Genomic DNA, 21,885 nt, shown 5'->3' with positions numbered 1-21,885 from the left:
CGCAATGTATCCCTGTAAGTATTGCTCATAAAAGCCTTCACACGAATATTCTGTAACGTCAGTTCGTATGACATATGCTTCCTGGCCGTTTTCATGACGAATCAAGTCACAACAGGTTTGTTTTTTGGGGTTTGCAATCGGCAGGACCACAAAGCAGACAAACGGCTTCAGACACGCCATTGCCTGGCAAGCAGACCATAAATTGCTGAATCAGACATTCTGCCATCAACAATCCATCTTTCAGGCAAATAGCCTTCCTGGGTGAACCCCAATTTGGTCAAGACTTTTGCCGAGCCTGTGTTATCCGGGCTAATTTCTGCCTCGATTCTGTTGAGCTGCATTTCCTGAAAAGCAAACTGAATCAGAGCAAAAGTGGCTTCATGGACAATCCCTCTGCCCCAGTGGGCTTTGGAAAGACCAAAACCCAGCTCGGCTCTGCGCGAATATTGATCGATATTGAAAAGCATACACTTGCCTAACAACCGCTGCCCGGATTGTTCATAAATACCCAAGACTAGTTTTTCCGGCTCATCCAATGAAGGTTTTGATGCCTGTATATAGTCGTTTGCCTCGTCAATGGATTGCCATGGGCTGCTATCCCAATATCGCATTACGTCCGGATCAGAGAAAATATCAAACAAAGCCCCGGCATCACTCAGGGTGAGTGGACGGAGTACGCATCTTTTCGTGGTAAGTTCCAGCACAGATTACCCCTTATTTTTCATCACCAACTCATCAAGATGAATTTTATTCATCAGAACGAATATAAAACAAGTTGTTTATTCAAAATAAGAGTCTGAGCGCAAGCTTATTCGTCTTGCTCTGTCCGAGGCCTGGAACAATGGCAGCGATGAAAGCAAGAAATCAGGCAGCAAAAGGCAGGATGCCGTAAAACGACAGGTTCCCGGCAGTGAATCAGGAACCTGTATCAAGCCGCTGATCAGCGTTTTTTTGCAAGGAAGGTATCCAGCTTATTGGCAAATTGCTGCCGGTCAGCCTGACTGATCGGTGCCGGTCCGCCGGTTTGAACGCCGCTGCTGCGCATGGTTTCCATAAAATCGCGCATTTGCAGGCGCTGTTTAATCGTATCTTTACTGTACATTTCGCCACGAGGATTGAGCGCGTGACCCCCTTTGGTAATCACCTCGTCAGCAAGCGGGATATCGGCAGTAATCACCAAATCGCCCGGTTCAAGCTGCTGAACGATATGATTATCAGCGACATCAAAGCCGGACATCACCTGTACCGCCCGGATATGCGGTGACGGCGGGACACGAATGGCATGGTTTGCAACCAATGTCGTGCAGATGCCGACGCGATGAGCGGCACGAAAAATGATTTCTTTGATCACATTCGGGCAAGCATCAGCATCAACCCAGATATTCATCATGATTTCCTTCAGTCTGGTTCAGGGCACTTTGGCCGTTCTGCTTTCTATTTTGCATAAAAAAAGCCGCCCGAAAAGGCGGCTGTCTTTCAAAGTACGGGATTAGCACTCAATGCCTTGCTTGTGCAGGTACTCGTCATAAGTCCCGTGGAAGTCATTCACACCGTCTTTGGTGATTTCAATAATTCGGGTCGCCACCGAGGAGACAAACTGACGGTCGTGAGAAACAAACATCAGTGTTCCTTTGTAGTTTTCCAGCGCCAGGTTGAGTGACTCAATCGATTCCATATCCATGTGGTTGGTTGGCTCATCCATTAACAGGATGTTTGGCTTTTGCATGATCAGTTTACCGAACAGCATACGGCCTTGCTCACCACCGGAAATCACACGAACCGATTTCTTGATGTCATTTTGCGAGAACAGCATCCGGCCCAGAATACCGCGAACAACCTGCTCGTCATCACCTTCATTCTTCCACTGACCCATCCAGTCCAGCAGGTTCATGTCGGTTTCGAAATCCGCGGAATGATCCTGTGCGTAGAAACCAATATTGGCATTCTCAGACCACTTAATCATACCGCTCATTGGTGTCATGGCGCCGGCCAAGGTATTCAAGAAAGTGGACTTACCAATACCATTTTCACCGATGATGGCAATACGCTCACCCACTTCGACCATCAGATTCACGCCATTGATCAGGATGTTTTCACCATAACCCTGCTTCAGGCCTTCCACTTCCAGTGCGTTACGGAACAGCTCTTTTTCCTGTTCGAAACGGATAAACGGGTTTTGACGGCTGGAGGCTTTCACTTCATCCAGCTGGATTTTATCAATCTGCTTCTGGCGGGAAGTGGCTTGTTTCGCTTTTGATGCGTTCGCAGAGAATCGGCTGACAAAGGTATTCAGCTCAGCGATTTGCGCTTTCTTCTTCGCATTATCGGCCAGCAGACGTTCACGGGCCTGAGTCGCGGCAACCATGTACTCATCATAGTTACCCGGGAACAGGCGGAGTTCGCCGTAATCCAGATCCGCCATATGAGTACAAACAGTATTCAGGAAGTGACGGTCGTGCGAAATAATAATCATGGTGCAGTTACGCTGCATCAGTACCTGCTCCAACCAGCGGATCGTATTGATATCCAGGTTGTTCGTCGGTTCGTCCAGCAGCATGATTTCAGGATCAGCAAACAGGACCTGAGCCAGTAATACACGCACTTTCAGACCCGGCGCCACTTCACTCATCAGGCCGTAGTGCAGATGTTCAGGAATCCCCAGACCAAGCAGCAGTTCACCGGCGCGGGCTTCCGCAGAATAACCGTCCATTTCAGCAAAGTCGGTTTCCAGATCGGCCACACGCATGCCATCTTCTTCAGACATTTCTGGCAGCGAGTAAATGCGATCTCGTTCCGCTTTGATTTCCCACAATTCTTTGTGACCCATGATCACAGTGTCAACAACAGTGAAGGCTTCAAAAGCAAACTGATCCTGACCTAACTTCGCCATACGCTCGTTCGGATCTTTACTGACCACACCAGCAGAAGGCTCCAGTTCCCCACTCAGGATTTTCATGAACGTCGACTTACCACAACCATTTGCGCCGATCAGGCCATAACGGTTGCCTTCGCCGAATTTAACGGAGATGTTTTCAAACAGAGGCTTATCGCCAAACTGCATGGTGATGTTCGCTGTTGTGATCAAAATAGGTTCCTACAACAATAAATCAGACATGAAAAAAGCTGCCTGATAGCATTGGCAGCTTTTCATCGGAAATTGGCGGGTATATTAACAGATGACGTGAGTTTTATCACGCTTTGTCTGTTCACTGAACAAAAGCGTTCGCCATAAAGAAAAGCCAGGGAGAATGGCTTTCGGCGTGACTGTCACTCATCACAGAACTCTTTGCTGACGAAAATATCACCAAAAGACAGAAAAAAGCATACCATCAGGCAGAGAATAAGATTTTCAGCCGCTATTGACACCATTTTGGCGACCTCAGCCAATTTTTTTTGTAAAAATACCAACTTTAATGAAGTCTTGCTCCTTATCGAGCATTTTTTCTTGTTTTATTACAATCATCCTAATATTTTTCAGAAAATAAGTTATTTCTTACCTCACACTTTTTCCAGCATATCACTCTGACCGAACGACCAAGATCACAAGTTACAAAAGATCAAGATCACAAATACAAGTGATTAATTTTACTAGGATAATAACCTCTCCGCCGTTACAATCCCTGCCCATAAAAACGATAACAGTTCACAGGATAAATGCCTGTTTTTCTTCCCTATATGTGAAAGGTCCTAAGTAAAGATGAGTCCGGAAAATTACCTCCTAGACTGGCAAACCAGCCAAACAAATGCTGAATCCATCTCACCAATTCTTGGCCAGCTATATCGACAAAAAGGCGTCGAAGTGCTGTTGTTCGGTCGTCAGGTAGTCAATGCTTCTGTTATCGACCTGATTAAAGCCCACCGTGTGGGTCGCCGATATACCGGCACTGATATCTCTCCTTCCCTGACCCTGCCCTTGGTTGAAAAGCTGAACGACATGGACCTGTCGCCTTGCCGTATCGACATCGGCCAGTTGGCACATGCGTACTGGAAAGATAACAACGATGAAAGCAATCTGGATGACTTCCTGGCAACGGCGCTGGCTGACTCGCTGAGCAGCACGCAAACGCTGCAATCACGTGATGTTGTCCTTTATGGTTTCGGACGCATCGGCCGCCTGCTGGCTCGCCTGCTGATTGAGAAAAGTGGCCCGGGTTACCCGCTGCGCCTGAAAGCGATTGTCGTTCGTGGTGGTAAGCATGGCGATCTTGAAAAACGCGCCAGCCTGCTGCGTCGTGACTCAGTACACGGCCAGTTCAACGGCAGCATTACCGTTGATGAAGAGCGTAAAGCCATCATTGTGAACGGGAACTACATTCAGGTTATTTATGCGAACAGCCCGGCAGATGTTGATTACACCACTTACGGTATCAACAATGCGCTGGTTGTCGACAACACAGGTATCTGGCGTGATGCTGACGGCCTGAGCCAGCACCTGAAGTGCCCTGGCGCAGCAAAAGTATTGCTGACCGCACCGGGTAAAGGTGAAATCAAGAACATCGTATTCGGTGTGAATGAAAAAGATATTCTGAGCGAAGACACCATTATCTCGGCGGCAAGCTGTACCACCAACGCCATCACGCCAGTACTGAAAGCCGTTCATGATAAGTACGGTGTACTGAACGGACACATTGAAACCGTTCACTCTTACACCAACGACCAGAACCTGATCGACAACTTCCATTCCGGCGAACGCCGTGGACGCTCTGCTTCACTGAACATGGTACTGACCTCTACTGGTGCAGCGAAAGCCGTTGCCAAAGCACTGCCTGCACTGGCGGGTAAACTGACAGGTAACGCGATTCGTGTTCCGACTCCGAATGTGTCGATGGCGGTGGCAAACCTGAATCTGGATACGGATGTCTCTGCTGAAGAGCTAAACACGTACCTGCGCAACATGGCGCTGAACTCAGCATTGTCTGGTCAGATTGATTACACTCAATCGACTGAGATCGTCTCCAGCGACATCGTTGGCTCTCGCCATGCGGGTGTTGTCGATGGCGCGGCGACTATCGCGCAAGACAAACGCTGCGTCCTGTATATCTGGTATGACAACGAATTTGGCTACAGCTGCCAGGTCGTTCACTGCATGGAACAGATGATGGGCGTTCGCTATCAGACCTTCCCTGCACTGAAATAAACCCTACACAATAATAACTATATTCTCTTGCTGAACATTCGCCGCCTGGTCTAACTCACACAGGCGGTTTTTTTATTTCTATAATTCAAGAATCCGAAGAGTCAATAATCATCATTTGGCAAAGCTAACAGCGGCTTGTTTAATCCCCACATCACCTGCCTGTTCCATTTCGCCCGGCGGTTCCATACTCAGTCTTACATTCCCCTTGATCTAAAATTGCTGATTGTTCAAACACGCTGAATGGCCGCTTTCCTGAAGCCAGTATTCACGCACTTCAGTCAGGTCTTAGTAATGGTGATAAAAAACCGCCCGATGTATTGGGCGGTTTAAAGGCAAGATAAATGCGTAGCTAGTGAATCAGAACTTCACTTGGTAATTCACCGTATAAGTCCGACCACGGCCCTTGTAGTCAAAAACTTCTGCTGGGCCATAGCTTGAGTACCAACCCGCAGCACGCTGTCCCCAGACCGTACTGTATTCACGATCCAGCAGATTCTGAATACCGAAGCCTAGGCTACCCACTGGTAACTGATAATTCCCCACTAAATCAAATACTGTGTAACCATTAATTTCATTACCAGCTTCATCATCCAGATTAAACAAAGTCTGACTTTGCAGTTTCAGTGCGTAACTATCTTCGAACCAGGCCAGCCAAGCTCCAGCTTTAGAAGCACTGGCATAGTTGATTGACTGTTTATCCCAGCCACCATCGCTATTTTGTACTTCAGTTTTCACCAGGTGCCCATTCACACCAGCTTGCCAAGCATTGCTCAGCCAGTAAGCCGCCTGTCCTTCCCAGCCATAAACACGGGTTTTGTTGTCAGAGATTTCAATATTGAGTGTCTTTTTATTGGCGCTGACTTCCTTATCAGACTGTGAGTAATAAACAGCAGTCTGGATGCTCAAATCACTACCATCATGGCGATAACCAATTTCATAGCTGTTGGTTTTAATTCCAGCCAGTGTTGAATCATCGACATTGATGCTGCCCGTCAGGTTGTAATGGCCATTGGCATCTGGGCCATTATAAGTACCCACACCGTAATATTTCGCGGGATCAGACAAGTCAAAACCCTGAGAAAAGTTTGCCCACACCTGATCGTTTTGTGTTAAGTGATAAATGGTACCTAAGTTGAACAGACCGATATCATAATCCGTTTCACCACCAGGAACTGCGTCAGCAGAAGTGCCATTACCATGGGCGATCGCAACCTGAGTTCCTGAAGCAACAAAATCGTCCACTTTGTTGTTCATATATTGAAAGCGATAGCCACCTTCAACTGTCCAGTCTTCAGTGATTGCATAGTCCGCCTGAATAAAGCCTGCAATGGATGACACTTCGGTGCCAGGATAACGGCCAATCATCGACGCTTTACGATTCACTAAGCCGCCAGAGTTATAACTGGTCTGGCGATCGAACAGCATCTGATTACTGTCCAGCCTATCGATGTATCCATCAATACCATAAGTCAGGGTCAGATTATCCAGTGACTTGATCATTGCAGCACGCAAACTGATCACATCCGTTTCTTGCTCAGATGCTGCTAAATACGTTGAATAGATAAACGGAATAAAGCTCAGTGTTTCATTACGGTATGATGCCTGCACCAGTAATTCGTGGCTCAGAAAGTCAGTGTTACTATAATCCACATTAAGCATCAGACGCTCGGTTGAGCCCTGGCGGTCGGACTCGAATCCCTCTCTGACATCAATCAGGCTTTTGTCACCCGGATTGCCTGTAATGTTTTTATTTACACCAGCCAGATCCTGACCGAAATAAATGCCATAAGGACTGTCTTGCTCACTGCTGTAGTATTGCGCAAGAAGATTTACAGTTTGGGTATCGGTTGGCGTAATTGATAGTGTACCCAACACATCAATCACTTCGTTGAACTGAACAGAGCCCTGAGTAATATCCGGTACAACAATATCGCCATTCGCATCGTAAAAGCCCTGTGTTTCACCATAAACAACAGAAGCGCGACCTTTTACCAAGTTATTGCCACCGCTAACAGACTGGGCCAGTTTATAGTCAAAGTCATCGCTGCTATTAAAACCCGATGATGTACTGACGTAGCTCTCAAACTGAAGCTCATCACTCTCTGCTTTTTTAGTGACAATATTAATCACACCACCGGTTGCACCAGCACCATAGATGGCAGTAGCACCAGAAAGAATTTCGATACGATCAATATTAAACGGGTCAATGGAATCCAGTTGACGGCTGATGAGACGAGAAGAGTTCAGAGATACACCGTCAATCATCACCAGCATCGGGCGACCACGCAGGTTCTGTCCATAATTAGTTCGGCCCTGACTGCTGACGTCCAGCGATGGAACCGCTGCTGCAAGGATTTCCCCCAGACTTTTACCACCTCGGTATTCTTGCTCAATCTGAGCATTGTCGATGTACCAGACTGTGCCTGGAATATCACTGATCGCTTTCGGTGCGCGGCTGGACACCACCACCATTTTTTCTTCCGTTGTCTGATATTCTTGAGCGAAAGCTACGCTGGATACGAAAGTTGTGGCGGCCACAGCTGCTGCCACTGTCGTCAATTGAAACATCCTTTTTCTCACTGCCATTATTACCATTTTTTGTTTTAAGTTAATTATCAGTATAGATTTTGATAATGATACTCATTTGCCACATTATTTCTATAATCATTCATAAAAAGTTCACTATGATTTGAACTTTTTTATCCACCTGTTTATCAGTCAAACAGAGATTTTTACTTTCGCATCAGATACAAAAAGTAGCCGCCGCCTATCACAGAGGCGAGCAAGCCGGCTGGGAATTGCCATGGGAACCATAGGTTTCGCCCTATCCAATCGGCAACCATCATCAGGCAACCGCCCAGTAGACAGGCAACAACTAATTGCCGGTTGGCTGTGTACTGATTAAGGGTGCGAGCCATATGCGGGGCGAGTAACCCGACAAAACTCAATGGACCAATCACAATAGTGCAAAGCGTCGTCAAGCCTGCAACCAGTAACAGCAAAAACTGCCTGACTCGCCGGCAATCCAGGCCAACACTGGTTGCACTGACTTCCCCCAGGCCGATAAGATCAATCCAACGGCTCAGCGACAAAGTGACTATCAATAGCCCGCCGACACCGATAGCCAGTAAAGTGACATCCTGAGCCGAAACCAAATAAGTTGAGCCGGATAGCCAGGTCAGCAAAGCTCGGACATTATCCTGCCCCGATGACATTGCAATGCGCAGGAAAGCATCCAGACCGGCACTTAATGCAATACCTGTCAGCAAAGTCTGAGTCGGTGCAAACTGATGCTTCTTGCCCATCAGCCAGATCACTGCGGTGACCAGTAACGCCCCCGCCGTACCCAGCATGACTTGTTCATGACGTTCAACCGAAATACCAAGCAATGCACCAATAACCAGTGCCAGAGCGGCTCCGGAACTGATACCCAGCACTTCAGGGCTTGCCATGGGATTGGTTGTTACACGCTGAATAATCGTGCCTGCCAGTGCCAGCCCCATACCCGCAAGCAGAGCAACGGCAACCCGCGGGAAACGGTACTCCCAGACAGCCCCCGTATAAGCCACGGTCCAGCCTTGCTGACCCTGGCCCACGGTGATCGCCAGGATCAAACATAAAGTTGCAAACACAGACAAGATCAGCACGGTCTTTTTGAAATCACGCTGATGGTAGTGGGCAGTACTTTCATCCCTTGCTCTGAGCTCGGACTGTAAGGTTTTTCGCCTCAGCAGCCAAAGTAAAAACGGTGAGCCTAACAAGGCGGTCATCGCACCCGTTGGCAGCATCTCGCCGCCGACACCCGAGAACGGCTGAATAATGAGATCTGCCAGCAGAAGCATCAGCGAACCCATCACACCACTGAGCAGAATAGCCTGATGCAACTTACGGCAACCCAGTAGGCGGGCAATGGCTGGTGCCACGATGCCGACAAAACCGATCAACCCGACTTCGCTAACCACGCTTGCCGTCATCAAAATGGCCATGCCAAGACACAAAACCTTGATTTGTTTAACATTTATACCCAGTGACGTGGCGACGCCATCGCCCAGTTGCAAAGACGCCAACGGGCGCTGCAACACCATTAATGCAGCCAGCGGTAAGAGCGTCATTGGCAGCAAAGTCGTCACTGTATCCCACCCGTTTTGATTCAGCGTACCTGCGCCCCAGACAAAGACAGACGACAAGGTCTGCTCATGAAGCAGCAACAGCATGGTATTGACTGAGCCGAAAAACAGGCTGATCACCATGCCCGCCAGCACCATATGAACAGGCGCAAACCCCCGCTTAGCCGACAAAAGAAACACCAGAGCCGTAGCGAGACATCCTCCCAGAAACGCTGGAAAAAATGACGGTATTGATAAAGATGCCGGCAATAACAGGATACCCAGTACCATACCCAGTTCGGCACCCGAGGCCACCCCCAGGGTCGTTGGCGATGCAATAGGGTTTCGCAACACAAACTGCATAACCGCCCCCGCAACTGCCAGTGAAAAGCCGCATAACACGGCAACCACCAGACGAGGCAAATACGTTAGGTTGACAATAATGTGCTGGTAATTGGTGGGATCGTAATTGAGCAGTGTTTCCCAGAGTAACGGCAACCCTTGCGAATAAGGCACAGTAAGATTGAGCAGATAGCCAATCACGGCTATCAGGCCCGACATAATCAACAGCAGCCGGGCTTGTTGACCCGGGCGCTGCCATGAATCTGTCAAAGTAACCTGGGACGGCATTAGTGCTGTGTCAGTTCTTGAGTAATGAAATCGCTGAAGCGCTGCGCTGAGACTAAACCACCAAAGGTCCAGATCGCGGGCAGTTCATATACGGAATCCGAACGGGTAAACGCCATGACCTGCCAGAGTGGTGATTGGGTCAGCAGCTTTCGCTCATCCGCTTTCAACGGGCCGAAAATCATCACATTCGTGTTTTGATGCTCAGCCATTTTTTCGATACCGGCTGTCGTGAATCCCCACATATTGGTCGGCTCTTGCCAATCGTTTTTCAAACCCATCGCCGTAATCGTGTCCTGAGTCAGAGAACCTTCACTGTGAATGCGCAGGGTTTTATCATTGATAAACCGAATGAACATCAAAGGCTTTTGTCCTGCATCAGAAGCAAGGACTTTGTCACCGTTTTGCTTGAGACGAGCCGATACGGTCTCAATAACAGATTGCGCCCTTTGCTCTTTGCCCAGCACTTTCCCTAACTGCTGAGTCACCTTTACGGCATTGGCAAACGGTGTTTTCGAATCGCTGTAAATGGTGTACACCAGCGTAGGCGCAATGGCATTTAACTGCTGATAAACAGGACTCATGTGATTGCTGACGAGGATGACATCCGGTTTCATCTCTGCCAGCAACTCCAGATTAGGCTCTCGTCGTGAGCCGACATTAACCGCTGAATCGGGCAATGCCGGTTCACCTACCCAGCTATGGTAACCGTCTTTATCCGCAACACCTGCAGGTGTCACTCCCAGGCTCAGCACGGTTTCTGTCAGCGCCCAGTCCAGTGCCACCACTTTTTCCGGCGGCTCAGCAAAATCTGTTTCGCCTAACTCATGCTTTATCGTCATCGCCTGACTCTGAAAAGTCAGCACGGTAAAAAGCAATGCGATACTCTTTCTCACGGTCTTTCCCTGTTTTTATTGCTATGGAATGTAACTGATCGGCTGGCCGGTTTGCGGATGTGAAAACAGCGCCAGTTCCATGCCGTATATCTTCTTGAGAACTTCAGGGGTCATGATCTCTTCCGGTGCCCCTTGTGCGATCACTTTGCCTGAATGCAAAGCGATTAAGTGGTCGCTGAACTTGGCTGCCATATTGACATCGTGCAGTACCATGATGACAGTCAGGCCTAAGCTGAGGTTCAACTCCCTGATTAAATGCAGTAACTCATATTGATGGGCAACATCCAGCGCAGAAGTCGGTTCATCCAGCAAAATGCACTGACTCTGTTGCGCCAGCAACATGGCGACCCAGGCCCGCTGTCTTTCACCGCCAGACAAGGTAGCCACAAAACGATCAGCAAAGTCGCTCAGCCCCACCCGCTCAATCGCTTCTTCGACCAACTGATAATCGATCTGGCTGTAACGACCAAATGCGCCTTTCCAGGGATACCGGCCAAAACACACCAGTTCGCGTACTGTCACACCATCTGTCACAGGCGGATGCTGAGGCAGATAAGCCACATTGAGCGCAAAGGTTTTGCTGTCAAACTGCTGAACGGGCTGATCCTTGAGCAGAACGTGACCGGCTGCAGGTACGTTTTGCCTGCTGAGCAGTTTCATCAGAGTGGATTTGCCACAACCATTATGGCCGAGCAAAGTCGTGACTTTTTGGGGTTCGAAGGCCAGTGACGTTGGATGAAGAATCCGTTTTCCGTCTACATCAAAGGCAGCGTCAATGAGTTGATACATGAATGCGGTAATGTGTTGCACAACAGAGTGCACGAACTTTATCACAGCGCATCGTTAATGATAATAGTTTTCACAACTATTTAGATGTAGGATACCCGTCGCTGACCTCAGATCTCAAGCAAGAACAAAAATACTTTTCCTTTAATGAATATCATTTGATTTTCAAAGTCTTTTCCAGTCAGGACGGCAACATGACACACGATAACAGCCGTACACCACATCGCTTTCACTTGACCCTTATCGGACTCATTGCTGCCTTGATGGGTATCGGACAGAACGGTTTACTCGTGTCACTGCCCTTTCTTGTTGAACACTCCGCATTTGGCTTACCCACCTGGTCGGTGGTGATTGCGATTGGCAGTTTCCTGTTCCTGCCTTCGGCACCTTTCTGGGGTGGATTCAGTGACCGGAACGGCCCCAAAGTCGTTGTACTGCAAGCATTGGCTGGGATGGCGGTCAGCTTCCTGTTACTTCTGGCCTTTACCGGCCTGAGTGATAGATTCAGCGAACAAACCTACCTGTGGCTGGCCGGGTTGGTTGTCGCCCGAATTATTTACGGTTGTACCGTCGCTGGCATGGTGCCCGCCAGCCAGCACTGGGCGATAATACTGTGCGGCGAAGGCAACCGCCTGCAAGCCATTACGTCCGTCAGCATCGGGCTGAGCACAGGGCGGCTGATTGGCCCTTTACTGGCAATGGTCTCTTTACAACTGCACGCTTATGCGCCACTGATGATGATGGTCGCATTTCCAGTGATTGCCTTGCTGGGCGCTTTCTGGCTGCCCAAACCGGCCTTCACACCGAAAGCGGATTCAGAAAAAACATCGCCGTCAGGCAAGCCACGCAAGCTGCCGGAAATGACGCTGATGCCGTATTTGCTGACAGGTTTGCTGCTTTGCGCCACGGTGGCTTTGTTGCAGTACAGTTTGTCGCCGCTCATCGGAACAATCACGACATGGACCACAGATGCCATCAGCCAGGCCATTGGCTTGCTGCTGACCCTGAGCGCCTCCTTTACCCTGTTAACCCAGGTACTTGTAATCAAGAAGAAAAAGCTGGACATCAACACCATGTACCGGCTGGGCGGCATGGCTCTATTGATTGGTTTTGTGTTTTTCCTCAACACTTCATTTTGGGTTTTTACCATCGCCATGGTTACCTCTGCGATTGGCGCAGCTTTGCTGGTGCCCGCTTATACTTCCATGGCCACCCAAACCAATCCGGAAAAACCCGGCAAGATCGCCGGTTTGATCTCGATGTCACACACTCTGGGTTATGGTCTGGCGTCTCTGCTGGCGAGTACTGTGGTGATTTCGCCACAATTACCGGTTTGGGTCTGTATCGGTTTCGCGGTTTTAATTGCTGGGATTGCCTTTACCCTGCGGAAGGAAAAAGAGGCGGTGAGTGTGGTTTAAGGGTTGTCGCGAAGTGATTACAAATGTAACGTTTGTGCGTTGCCCCCTCCTCACCTCTCCCTTGAAAAGGGGGAGGAACTGGACCAAATTCATTGTGATCTCGGCTATTCCCTCCCCTTGGCAAGGGGAGGGTCAGGGTGGGGTTCGTGAAGCGAGCACAGATGTAAAAAGCCCGCGACTTGCGCGGGCTTCAACATTATTTTGACTCAATCTGAGGGATGATTATTTCTTACCCAGATGCAACCAGGTTTCAACTACTGTGTCCGGGTTCAGGGATACGGAATCGATACCCTGCTCCATCAGCCAGTCGGCCAGATCTTCATGGTCAGATGGGCCCTGACCACAGATGCCGACATATTTCCCGGCTTTACGCGCTGCTTTAATCGCCATCGACAGCATGGCTTTCACCGCTTCGTTGCGCTCATCAAACATGTGGGCGATTTCACCGGAGTCACGGTCCAGACCCAGCGTCAGCTGTGTCATGTCGTTGGAACCGATGGAGAAGCCGTCGAAGTACTTCAGGAACTCTTCGGCCAGAATCGCGTTCGATGGCAGCTCACACATCATGATGACTTTGAGGCCATTCTCGCCGCGACGCAGGTCGAATTTCGCCAGCAGGTCAATCACAGAAGCTGCTTCACTCACGGTACGTACGAACGGGATCATGATTTCGACGTTGCGCAGACCCATGGTGTTGCGAACACGTTTAATCGCTTCACATTCCAGTGCAAAACAATCCTGGAACTGAGGCGACACATAACGAGATGCGCCACGGAAACCAATCATCGGGTTTTCTTCAACTGGTTCGAAGTTCACACCGCCAACCAGATTGCGGTACTCGTTCGATTTGAAGTCTGACATCCGCACGATGACACGTTTCGGCCAGAAGGCAGCAGCCAGAGTTGAGATCCCTTCGGTCAGTTTCTGAATGTAGAATTCAACCGGGTCGGAGTAACCTGCGATACGACGGTCGATTTCCGCTTTCAGCTCGTCCGATTGCGCATCATAGTTCAGCAGCGCTTTCGGGTGAATGCCGATCATCTTGTTGATGATAAATTCCAGACGCGCCAGACCTACACCTTCGTTTGGAATGCAGGCGAAGTCGAATGCGCGATCCGGGTTGCCCACGTTCATCATGACTTTCAGTGGCAGTTCAGGCAGGTTATCCACTTCTGAGCGGCGGATTTCGAAATCCAGTTCGCCTTCGTAGATAAAGCCGGTTTCGCCTTGCGCACAGGAGACCGTCACAGTCTGTCCGTCTCTCAGCAGCTCAGTGGCGTTACCACAACCGACAACAGCCGGAATGCCCAGCTCACGGGCGATAATCGCCGCGTGACAGGTACGGCCGCCACGGTTGGTCACGATGGCAGCCGCTTTCTTCATCACAGGTTCCCAATCCGGGTCTGTCATGTCAGCCACCAGCACATCGCCAGCCTGTACCTGATCCATCTGGTCGAGATGATTCACCACACGGACCACACCGGTACCGATACGCTGGCCAATCGCACGACCTTCAACCAGAGATTTACCCTGACCGTTCAGATGGAAACGCTCCATCACATTGGCATCATCGCGAGAACGCACAGTTTCCGGACGCGCCTGAACAATCATCAGCTCACCGGTAATACCGTCTTTCGCCCACTCGATGTCCATCGGACGACCGTAGTGTTTTTCGATGATCATGGCTTGCTTGGCCAGTGCCTCGACTTCGTCATCTGTCAGGGAGAAGCTGTTTTGCTCTGTCGCGTTTGTGTCCTGAATCACAACTTGAGTGCCCAGTGCTTTCCCTTCACCGTAAATCATTTTCTGCAGCTTAGAGCCCAGCGTACGGCGAACGACGGCAGGATTACCGGCAACCAGAGTCGGTTTATGAACGTAGAATTCGTCCGGGTTAACCGCGCCCTGCACGACCATTTCACCCAGACCGACAGAAGAAGTGATGAACACAACCTGATCAAAGCCAGATTCAGTATCCAGTGTAAACATCACACCGGAAGAGGCTTTATCAGAGCGCACCATACGCTGAATACCGGCTGACAGTGCAACACCTTTATGGTCAAAGCCCTGATGAACACGGTATGAAATAGCACGGTCGTTAAACAGAGAAGCAAATACGTGTTTCACGGCTTCGATGACAGAATCGATACCGCGAACGTTAAGGAAAGTTTCCTGCTGACCTGCGAACGAGGCATCAGGCAGGTCTTCAGCGGTTGCAGAAGAGCGCACAGCGACAGACAGCATGTCATCGCCTTCACCCAGTTCCTTGTAGCACTGACGAATGTCCTGCTCCAGCTCAGCTGGCAGCGGCGCTTCATACACCCATTTACGGATAGTATCGCCAGCCTGCTTCAGCGCATTCACATCATCGACATCCAGCGTATCCAGCAGATCGTAAATCCGATCATTCAGGTGATTGGCTTCCAGAAACTGGTTGAATGCATAAGATGTTGTTGCGTAGCCGTTAGGTACTTTCACGCCAGCATTCGCAAGATTGGCGACCATTTCGCCCAGCGATGCGTTCTTACCACCAACTTTATCAACGTCGTTCATTGATAAAGCATCATACCAAACAACATTCTGTTGCACGGGAAGTCTCCTTGTATTGGATCAGCTGTATAGTGTGGGCAAACTCTCAACGGAAACGATTGCTTTAGCATTCAAAAAAAACTTGCTTCAGAATAGTCGCCGTTCAAGACAAACTGCTGGCAAAACCTTGCTCAGCAGAACACTTACCCTGTAGGGTTATAGTTATAAATTGTTTGTTGGCCTCAATCGTTACAGGATCATCTAAAGGACTCAACTTATTATGCGCCGCAAATCTGATTTTCGTGATGTGTTTTACGTTTCTGACGGTACAGCGATTACATCTGAAACACTTGGGCACGCCGTGCTTGGTCAATTTAACCTTGAAATTCGCCAAACCACACTGCCTTTTGTTGAGTCGGTTGAACGTGCTCAGCAGGTCAAAGAAAAAATTGATGAAGCCTATCGGGTATCCGGTGTTGAGCCGCTGGTTTTTTTCTCCATCGTGTTGCCTGAAGTAAAAGCCGTGATTAATCAATGCCAGGCCAAATTGTATGATGTGCTCGACGCGCTGGTGCAGCCCCTCAGTAAAGATCTGAACATGCAGCCCAATGCCATGCTGGGTCGCTCACACAGCATCAGCCGTGATGTGGCCAGCTATCAGGACAGAATCGCAGCCATTGAATACACCCTGGCTCATGACGATGGAATATCCCTGAACAACCTGGATCAGGCCGATATTATCCTGCTTGGCGTATCAAGATGTGGCAAAACCCCCACCAGCCTGTATCTGGCAATGCAGTTTGGCATACGTGCAGTGAACTACCCCTTCATTGCCGACGACATGCACAGCCTGAAATTACCGAAGGGCATTGAGCCTTATCGTTACAAAACATACGGGTTAACGATAGATACAGAGCGCCTTGTCACCATACGTAATGAGCGCTATGCCAACAGCCAGTATGCCAGTGAGGGGCAATGTGAAAGTGAATTGTCAAAAGTCGAGGCCATGTTCCGACGCGAGGCAATTCCTTACCTCAACACGACGTCCCTGTCGGTTGAAGAAATTTCAACCCGCCTGCTGGATATCAGCGGATTGAAACGCCGGATGTGTTAATAAAATATTATTGATAATGTTATAAAATTAACTAAGCCGTTGTACCGAACGATGGCTTAGTCGTTCTCCCTTCCGCTTACACGGCATTTGCTCACACATCGGCCAAATCGTATGCTATCCCCTGCCGCCGGGCAGTGTGTCTCAGCTTTGAGAGTGAAAAAACCTCGCAATTTGAACTAATTAATGAAAACTTTTCTGCGCCCCCTGTATTACTCAAAAAAGCTCCATTCGTTGCAATATGCTTACTGAAAAAGGAATAAATTAATCCAATCAGAGGTGGCAAATGAGTCAGCCATTGTGGGGTTTTGCGCTTAATCTGGGAATCATTCTGACGCTGGCTGCCTGTGGTGGCGGTGGCTCAGGCAGTGATTCTGGCGATGCATCCGGCGGCAGTAACCAGCTGGACCGCCAGGCCAGGATGACCTTCGTGAATACCGCTCGCGAGCAAGTGAATGTTTTTGTGCAAAACGGCTCTGATGCGAGTACCGCCAGCTTGTTCACGACTGGCAATATGCAAGGCGGCCCGATCAGTGACAGTACGCATCGCGAATATGTCCATCGCTGGGGCGGCAGCTCAGCCCAACCTGTCAGCATAGGTATCTGGGACACCAAATATCAGCTGGAAGAAGAACCAGCGCAGACCAATGCCCTGCTCAACAATGGTGAGGATTGGTGGACGATTGTCTGGCTGGACGGTGAAACCACTAATAGTTTCAGAGTGAGCGCTATCCGGCGCGATAACGATGATGACGTACCGGACGACCAGTACGGGTTCAGAGTTTTCACCAATACTGACATCAAAATTGAGTACCAATCTGCGACAGCCACAGGGTCAACCAATGTCGCCGCCGGCAAAGTATCATCAACAATCCTGATGGCGAGCTGTGGTGATCAGTTTGAAATTTCTGCAACCAAGGGGCAGGACGGCGAGGTGGTCGCTCCGCAGCAACTGGATCTGTGTTTACCTAACCTGGAACCCGGGGATACTTACCTGCTGATTACCAGTGACGACGCAATTTTGTACGCAGTCGAAGAATAATCGCAGGTAACATGCGAGGGAAGTAATAACAACATCAATGCATCCATGATGACATTGGGCAGCAAACAATAATAATTGGGAAACATGCGCATTCGCCAGAATGGCAGTCTTTACTCGCAAGGAGAGCCTACATAAAACAACGCGGTCAATGTTCTCATTCACTCTGTACAATGCGCTTTTTGGGGAAAGCAGAGTGTATAACGGGGATAAGCACCCAAAGATTCAGTAGGCAGCGGTGGCAACGCCCCAGACATGTTATATGTCTGGGGCTCTTTTCTTTATGCCGTCACCAGCTCCGCCTGTTCGGCACGTTTCAGAAACGCATAGGTGGCACCCGTCAGAATCGTTCCTGCCGCAATTGCCACCAGATACATCAGCACAGGTGTAATCGCGTTAGGAATAAACAACACAAACAGGCCACCATGTGGTGCCATCAGTTTTGCCCCAATCAACATAGACAATGCGCCGGTTAACGCGCCGCCAGCCATGCAGCTAGGAATCACACGCATAGGATCGCGAGCGGCAAATGGAATCGCCCCTTCTGAGATAAAGCACAGTCCCAGTACGAAAGAAGCTTTGCCTGCTTCCTGCTCTGGTAGTGAAAACTTACGTTTAGCCAGGAAAGTCGCCAGCCCCATACCCAGTGCCGGTACCATACCAGCTGCCATCACCGCCGCCATCGGACCATAGGTTTGTGATGCCAGAAGACCAACACCAAAGGTATAGGCCGCTTTGTTGACCGGACCACCTAAGTCAAAACACATCATACAGCCCAACAGAATGCCCAGCAGCACAGCGTTGGTCGAACCCATGTTGTTCAAAAATTCGGTCAGGCCATTCATCGCCGCAGACACAGGACCGCCAACAATGTAGATCATCACCAGTCCGGTGATCAGGCTGGCGAGCAGCGGAATGATCAGAATGGGTTTCAGCGCTTCCATCGAAGACGGTAAACGCACATTTTCGGCAATCAGCTTGGCACTGTAACCGGCCAGAAAACCAGCAACGATCCCTCCCAGAAATCCAGCCCCGGTTGAACTGGCCAGCATGCCGCCAATTAAGCCCGGCGCCAGACCCGGACGATCCGCGATAGAGTAAGCAATGTAACCCGCCAGTACAGGCACCATCAGCGCAAAGGCCGAGCCGCCACCAATCTGCATTAATGCCGCAGCTAAGGTGCCCTCTTCTTTGAACGCTTCGATACCAAACACAAACGACAGCGCAATCGCCAGACCACCGGCGACGACCAATGGCAACATGTGCGAGACACCCGTCATCAGATGCTTGTATGGGCCGGTTTTCTCTTCTTTGGCTGACACTGTGGCCGCGCCGGATGCTTTGCCATGAAACACTGAAGCAGAAGCAAAAGCATGATCGATTTCCTGCCGGGTTTTCTTCAAGGCAGCGCCTGTACTGGTTTTATACAGTCGTTTTCCTTCAAAACGGGACAGATCCACTTCGATATCGGCAGCAATGATCACCAAATCAGCCGCTGAAATATCTTCAGCCGTCAGCTGGTTTTTGGCTCCTACCGAGCCACGGGTTTCGACTTTGATGCTGTAACCCTGGCGCTTCGCTTCTTCTTCCAGTGCTTCTGCGGCCATAAAAGTGTGTGCGACCCCTGTCGGGCATGCCGTAATGGCAACAATGTGTTGTGCCGCAGAAGCTGATGCGGTCTCCGCAACGATAGGCTCTGCCTTTGCCAGCACAGTGGCCTGCGAGACTGCCGATTGCAGGAAGGCATTAGGATCAGCCAGACACTCAGCCATGCCGCCTTGATATACTTTTTTACCGACAAAACGGGTCAGATCCACCGGGGTATCAGCAATCACGACCACAGCATCTGCCTGTTCAATGGCGGTCTGTGATAGTGGTGTCACCGGGATAATACTGGACTGGGCTTCAATCTCCGCCTGCCAGTTCAGTGCCTTCACCGCCTGTTCCATTAAACCGGCCGCGATGACCGTGTTTGCGATTCCGCTTGGGCAAGCGGTCAGTATTGCTATCTTCATGTCGTCACCTTTGTCATTCAACAATTCACGTTTTGGCCAACAGGCTACTCGTTACTGATCTGAACACTTTCCAACGTTTGATTTAGCAGTGCGTCATCGGGTACACCGACCCCGACCTGGGTCACTGCCAGTGCCGACAACGCCGTCGCAAACGCCAGTGTTTCTTGTTTATTCCATTGATTGAGGTAACCCCAGCATAAGCCAGCCACAAGGGTATCCCCGGCGCCGACGGTGCTGACAACCTCCATAACTGGCGGCTGTGAGTGCAGCCAGCCAGACTCATCCAGCCACATCACGCCTTTCGCGCCCAGCGATACCACAACATTTGCGATATCCTGGCGATAGAGCGCTTCTGCGACGTTTTTCAGCTCTGCCGGTGTTTCCAACGGCTTGCCGCACCAGGCAGACAACTCTTCGTCATTGGGCTTCACCAGCCAGGGCGAAGCAGTCAGGCCAGCTTTTAATGCCTGATTACTGCTGTCAAACAGCACCTTTTTACCCTGTGCTTTTAGTCTTTTAATCCATTGCGCACAGACTTGCGGACTCAGTCCCGCCGGCAGGCTGCCAGCAATCACAAACACCTCATGCTGCTCGGCCAGCTCGAACAGTTTGCTCTCCATGGCGGCCACATCATTCTGGCTGACTGTCACACCAGGAAAGTTGATGTCGCTGACACGACCACTGGCTTCGACCAGTTTGAAATTAATCCGGCTTGCGCCCTGTACACGAACAAAGGCATCTTCAATACCGTACTGGCTGAAGAGTTCACAAAACGGATCCTGATTTTCGGTTCCCAGTAAACCGGTCACTGTGACAGCGGCGCCCAGTTCGGCCAGTACACGGGCGACATTCACCCCTTTTCCTGCCGGGTGCAGAGACCCGCGCTCGACCAGATTGACCGTACCGGCCTCCAGCACGGATAAACTGCCGGTCAGGTCCAGCGCAGGATTGAGATTCACCGCCACCACTTTAGGCTGTGTGTCATTTCGGGTTGCCTGAGTATTCATCTATTTACCCTCGCCCAGTCCGCCAGCAATCGCATCTCCGATGGCCGACAGGGCTTCAGGGGCATCCGAACCGTCTGCCATAAATTCCAGTTCATGGCCATGCTTGACACCCAGCGCAATCACTTTCATCAGGCTCTTGGCATTGACTGATTTGCCGTCGCCCTGCAGATTTTTCACTTGAATCGCCGATTCGAATTTCTTCGCCACACTCACCAGCATGGCACCGGGACGGGCATGCAGGCCATGTGCATTGCGAATCCGGAACACGGCGGTGTTTGCTGCATCACTCGCCGCCGGCTGAGCGTCTGTAAACACTGCCGGTAATTGGGTCGCGTCGGCTTCAAACAGGGTGTGCAGCTGGTTCTGATAAATCTTTTGCGCCAGCAGGTTCAGCGGTTTTTGACAGGCCGCGTTACAGGCTGCCAGCATCAGCAAGCCTTTCACCGGTTGTTCTTGATGAAGAATTTCTTGTGACGGTGTCACAAAAGACAAAGCAGTACGGCTTACTCCTTTGCTGCTTCTTGCCAGCCACAGTCCCTGCCCCAGATACGACGCGCCCTCGGTGATCACATCAGCAACAAATGCGTTATCGGCTGCCTGCTTATTTTTAATCAGACCCGCTGCGACCGCGGTCAGCTGCAGTAAATCCGTTGCAGGGAAATGCAAAGAAATCAGTGACTCATCAAAATCCGCTTCCAGCTGAGTGTCGCCATTGAGCAGTGAGATTACAGCCTCGGCAGTGTTGCATTGCCGGATCTGCTCTTCCACACCGTCTGCCGACAGCACTTTAGTCAGTTGCTTCAGTATCCCGAGGTGTTCATCCGATTTCGCAGCAATACCAATCGCCAGATACACAGTATTACCGTCACCCCAGTCGACACCTTGCGGATAATGGTGAATTTTCACCCCGGTTTGCTGAACAAGATCCCGGGTATCGGTTGTACCGTGAGGAATCGCAATACCGCTGCCGAGGAAGGTCGAGTTTTGCGCCTCCCGGGCCAGCATGCCTTTAACATAACCTTCAGACACCAAGCCTTGCTGGGTCAGTTCACCGGCAAGGGCCGAAATTGCAGCGGTTTTATCTCTGGCTGATTGATTCAGCACAATGTCTTGTTGCGTCAGTGACAACATCTGTTTCACTCCCCTGTTTATTCTCACCGGCTCTGGAGGCCGGGTATCCTGAGTGTTTTGTCTGATATTCGATTCAGCTTTAACTA

General features: G+C 50.1%; 15 protein-coding genes. 4 read left to right on the top strand and 11 right to left on the bottom strand.

The genetic code is table 11. The annotated features are described in order from the left end of the window. Positions 1-167: 167 nt before the first annotated feature. From LN341_RS07490 to LN341_RS07480, 3 genes are all read right to left on the bottom strand, one after another. A complete protein-coding gene (locus tag LN341_RS07490; protein ID WP_234204634.1) occupies positions 168-704 on the bottom strand; it encodes a GNAT family N-acetyltransferase in 537 nt (178 codons plus the stop codon). Between the two features lie 236 nt (positions 705-940). After that, positions 941-1,387: a YaiI/YqxD family protein gene (locus tag LN341_RS07485; RefSeq protein ID WP_234204964.1), complete on the bottom strand. Its 447-nt coding sequence runs from the start codon at positions 1,385-1,387 to the stop codon at positions 941-943. 102 nt (positions 1,388-1,489) lie between these two features. Beyond that, entirely contained in the window at positions 1,490-3,085 is a 1,596-nt protein-coding gene (locus LN341_RS07480) for an ABC-F family ATPase (protein WP_234204632.1), read from the bottom strand. Between the two features lie 612 nt (positions 3,086-3,697). Between LN341_RS07480 and LN341_RS07475 the strand changes: the two genes are divergently transcribed. Then, positions 3,698-5,137 (top strand): glyceraldehyde-3-phosphate dehydrogenase, encoded by a 1,440-nt coding sequence (locus LN341_RS07475; RefSeq protein WP_234204631.1) that lies wholly within the window; start codon positions 3,698-3,700, stop codon positions 5,135-5,137. A 357-nt stretch (positions 5,138-5,494) separates the two neighbouring features. On the opposite strand, the gene LN341_RS07470 is transcribed toward LN341_RS07475, so the two are convergent. From LN341_RS07470 to LN341_RS07455, 4 genes are all read right to left on the bottom strand, one after another. Continuing rightward, a complete protein-coding gene (locus LN341_RS07470) occupies positions 5,495-7,723 on the bottom strand; it encodes a TonB-dependent receptor (protein WP_234204629.1) in 2,229 nt (742 codons plus the stop codon). Between the two features lie 146 nt (positions 7,724-7,869). After that, entirely contained in the window at positions 7,870-9,804 is a 1,935-nt protein-coding gene (gene fhuB, locus LN341_RS07465) for a Fe(3+)-hydroxamate ABC transporter permease FhuB (RefSeq protein ID WP_234204962.1), read from the bottom strand. Between the two features lie 68 nt (positions 9,805-9,872). Beyond that, complete coding sequence (locus LN341_RS07460) at positions 9,873-10,766, bottom strand: iron-siderophore ABC transporter substrate-binding protein (protein WP_234204627.1); 894 nt, start codon at positions 10,764-10,766, stop codon at positions 9,873-9,875. 21 nt (positions 10,767-10,787) lie between these two features. After that, positions 10,788-11,555 (bottom strand): ABC transporter ATP-binding protein, encoded by a 768-nt coding sequence (locus tag LN341_RS07455; protein WP_234204960.1) that lies wholly within the window; start codon positions 11,553-11,555, stop codon positions 10,788-10,790. 191 nt (positions 11,556-11,746) lie between these two features. Here LN341_RS07455 and LN341_RS07450 point away from each other — a divergent pair, with 191 nt between their 5' ends. Continuing rightward, on the top strand, positions 11,747-12,970 hold the full coding sequence (locus tag LN341_RS07450) for an MFS transporter (protein ID WP_234204625.1): 1,224 nt from the start codon (positions 11,747-11,749) through the stop codon (positions 12,968-12,970). 222 nt (positions 12,971-13,192) lie between these two features. On the opposite strand, the gene ppsA is transcribed toward LN341_RS07450, so the two are convergent. After that, positions 13,193-15,556 carry a phosphoenolpyruvate synthase gene (gene ppsA, locus LN341_RS07445; RefSeq protein WP_234204623.1) on the bottom strand — a complete coding sequence of 788 codons (2,364 nt, stop codon included), beginning with the start codon at positions 15,554-15,556 and terminating at the stop codon, positions 13,193-13,195. Positions 15,557-15,776: 220 nt separating this feature from the next. Here ppsA and LN341_RS07440 point away from each other — a divergent pair, with 220 nt between their 5' ends. Further along, positions 15,777-16,610, top strand: coding sequence for a pyruvate, water dikinase regulatory protein (locus LN341_RS07440; protein ID WP_046220655.1), 834 nt, complete (start codon positions 15,777-15,779; stop codon positions 16,608-16,610). 283 nt (positions 16,611-16,893) lie between these two features. After that, entirely contained in the window at positions 16,894-17,649 is a 756-nt protein-coding gene (locus LN341_RS07435; RefSeq protein WP_234204621.1) for a hypothetical protein, read from the top strand. Between the two features lie 278 nt (positions 17,650-17,927). Here LN341_RS07435 and fruA read toward each other — a convergent pair whose 3' ends face one another. The 3 genes from fruA to fruB are packed head-to-tail and all read right to left on the bottom strand — an operon-like array spanning position 17,928 to position 21,799. After that, positions 17,928-19,661 carry a PTS fructose transporter subunit IIBC gene (gene fruA / locus LN341_RS07430; RefSeq protein WP_234204620.1) on the bottom strand — a complete coding sequence of 578 codons (1,734 nt, stop codon included), beginning with the start codon at positions 19,659-19,661 and terminating at the stop codon, positions 17,928-17,930. A 44-nt stretch (positions 19,662-19,705) separates the two neighbouring features. Beyond that, positions 19,706-20,668 (bottom strand): 1-phosphofructokinase, encoded by a 963-nt coding sequence (pfkB, locus tag LN341_RS07425; RefSeq protein WP_234204618.1) that lies wholly within the window; start codon positions 20,666-20,668, stop codon positions 19,706-19,708. Continuing rightward, positions 20,669-21,799, bottom strand: coding sequence for a fused PTS fructose transporter subunit IIA/HPr protein (gene fruB, locus LN341_RS07420; protein WP_234204616.1), 1,131 nt, complete (start codon positions 21,797-21,799; stop codon positions 20,669-20,671). Positions 21,800-21,885 lie beyond the last annotated feature (86 nt).

The sequence above is a fragment of the Photobacterium sp. TLY01 genome (assembly GCF_021432065.1).
Lineage (GTDB): Bacteria > Pseudomonadota > Gammaproteobacteria > Enterobacterales > Vibrionaceae > Photobacterium > Photobacterium halotolerans_A.
This window is presented reverse-complemented; position numbering and strand designations above follow the sequence as displayed.

What these genes read in the sequence shown, in the direction of transcription:
- LN341_RS07485 (WP_234204964.1), bottom strand. Translation starts at nt 1,387, where the DNA reads ATGAATATCTGGGTTGATGCTGATGCTTGCCCGAATGTGATCAAAGAA.
- LN341_RS07475 (WP_234204631.1), top strand. Translation starts at nt 3,698, where the DNA reads ATGAGTCCGGAAAATTACCTCCTAGACTGGCAAACCAGCCAAACAAAT.
- fhuB (WP_234204962.1), bottom strand. Translation starts at nt 9,804, where the DNA reads ATGTCGGGCCTGATAGCCGTGATTGGCTATCTGCTCAATCTTACTGTG.
- fruA (WP_234204620.1), bottom strand. Translation starts at nt 19,661, where the DNA reads ATGAAGATAGCAATACTGACCGCTTGCCCAAGCGGAATCGCAAACACG.
- LN341_RS07450 (WP_234204625.1), top strand. Translation starts at nt 11,747, where the DNA reads ATGACACACGATAACAGCCGTACACCACATCGCTTTCACTTGACCCTT.
- fruB (WP_234204616.1), bottom strand. Translation starts at nt 21,799, where the DNA reads ATGTTGTCACTGACGCAACAAGACATTGTGCTGAATCAATCAGCCAGA.
- LN341_RS07470 (WP_234204629.1), bottom strand. Translation starts at nt 7,723, where the DNA reads ATGGCAGTGAGAAAAAGGATGTTTCAATTGACGACAGTGGCAGCAGCT.
- LN341_RS07435 (WP_234204621.1), top strand. Translation starts at nt 16,894, where the DNA reads ATGAGTCAGCCATTGTGGGGTTTTGCGCTTAATCTGGGAATCATTCTG.
- pfkB (WP_234204618.1), bottom strand. Translation starts at nt 20,668, where the DNA reads ATGAATACTCAGGCAACCCGAAATGACACACAGCCTAAAGTGGTGGCG.
- LN341_RS07455 (WP_234204960.1), bottom strand. Translation starts at nt 11,555, where the DNA reads ATGTATCAACTCATTGACGCTGCCTTTGATGTAGACGGAAAACGGATT.
- LN341_RS07440 (WP_046220655.1), top strand. Translation starts at nt 15,777, where the DNA reads ATGCGCCGCAAATCTGATTTTCGTGATGTGTTTTACGTTTCTGACGGT.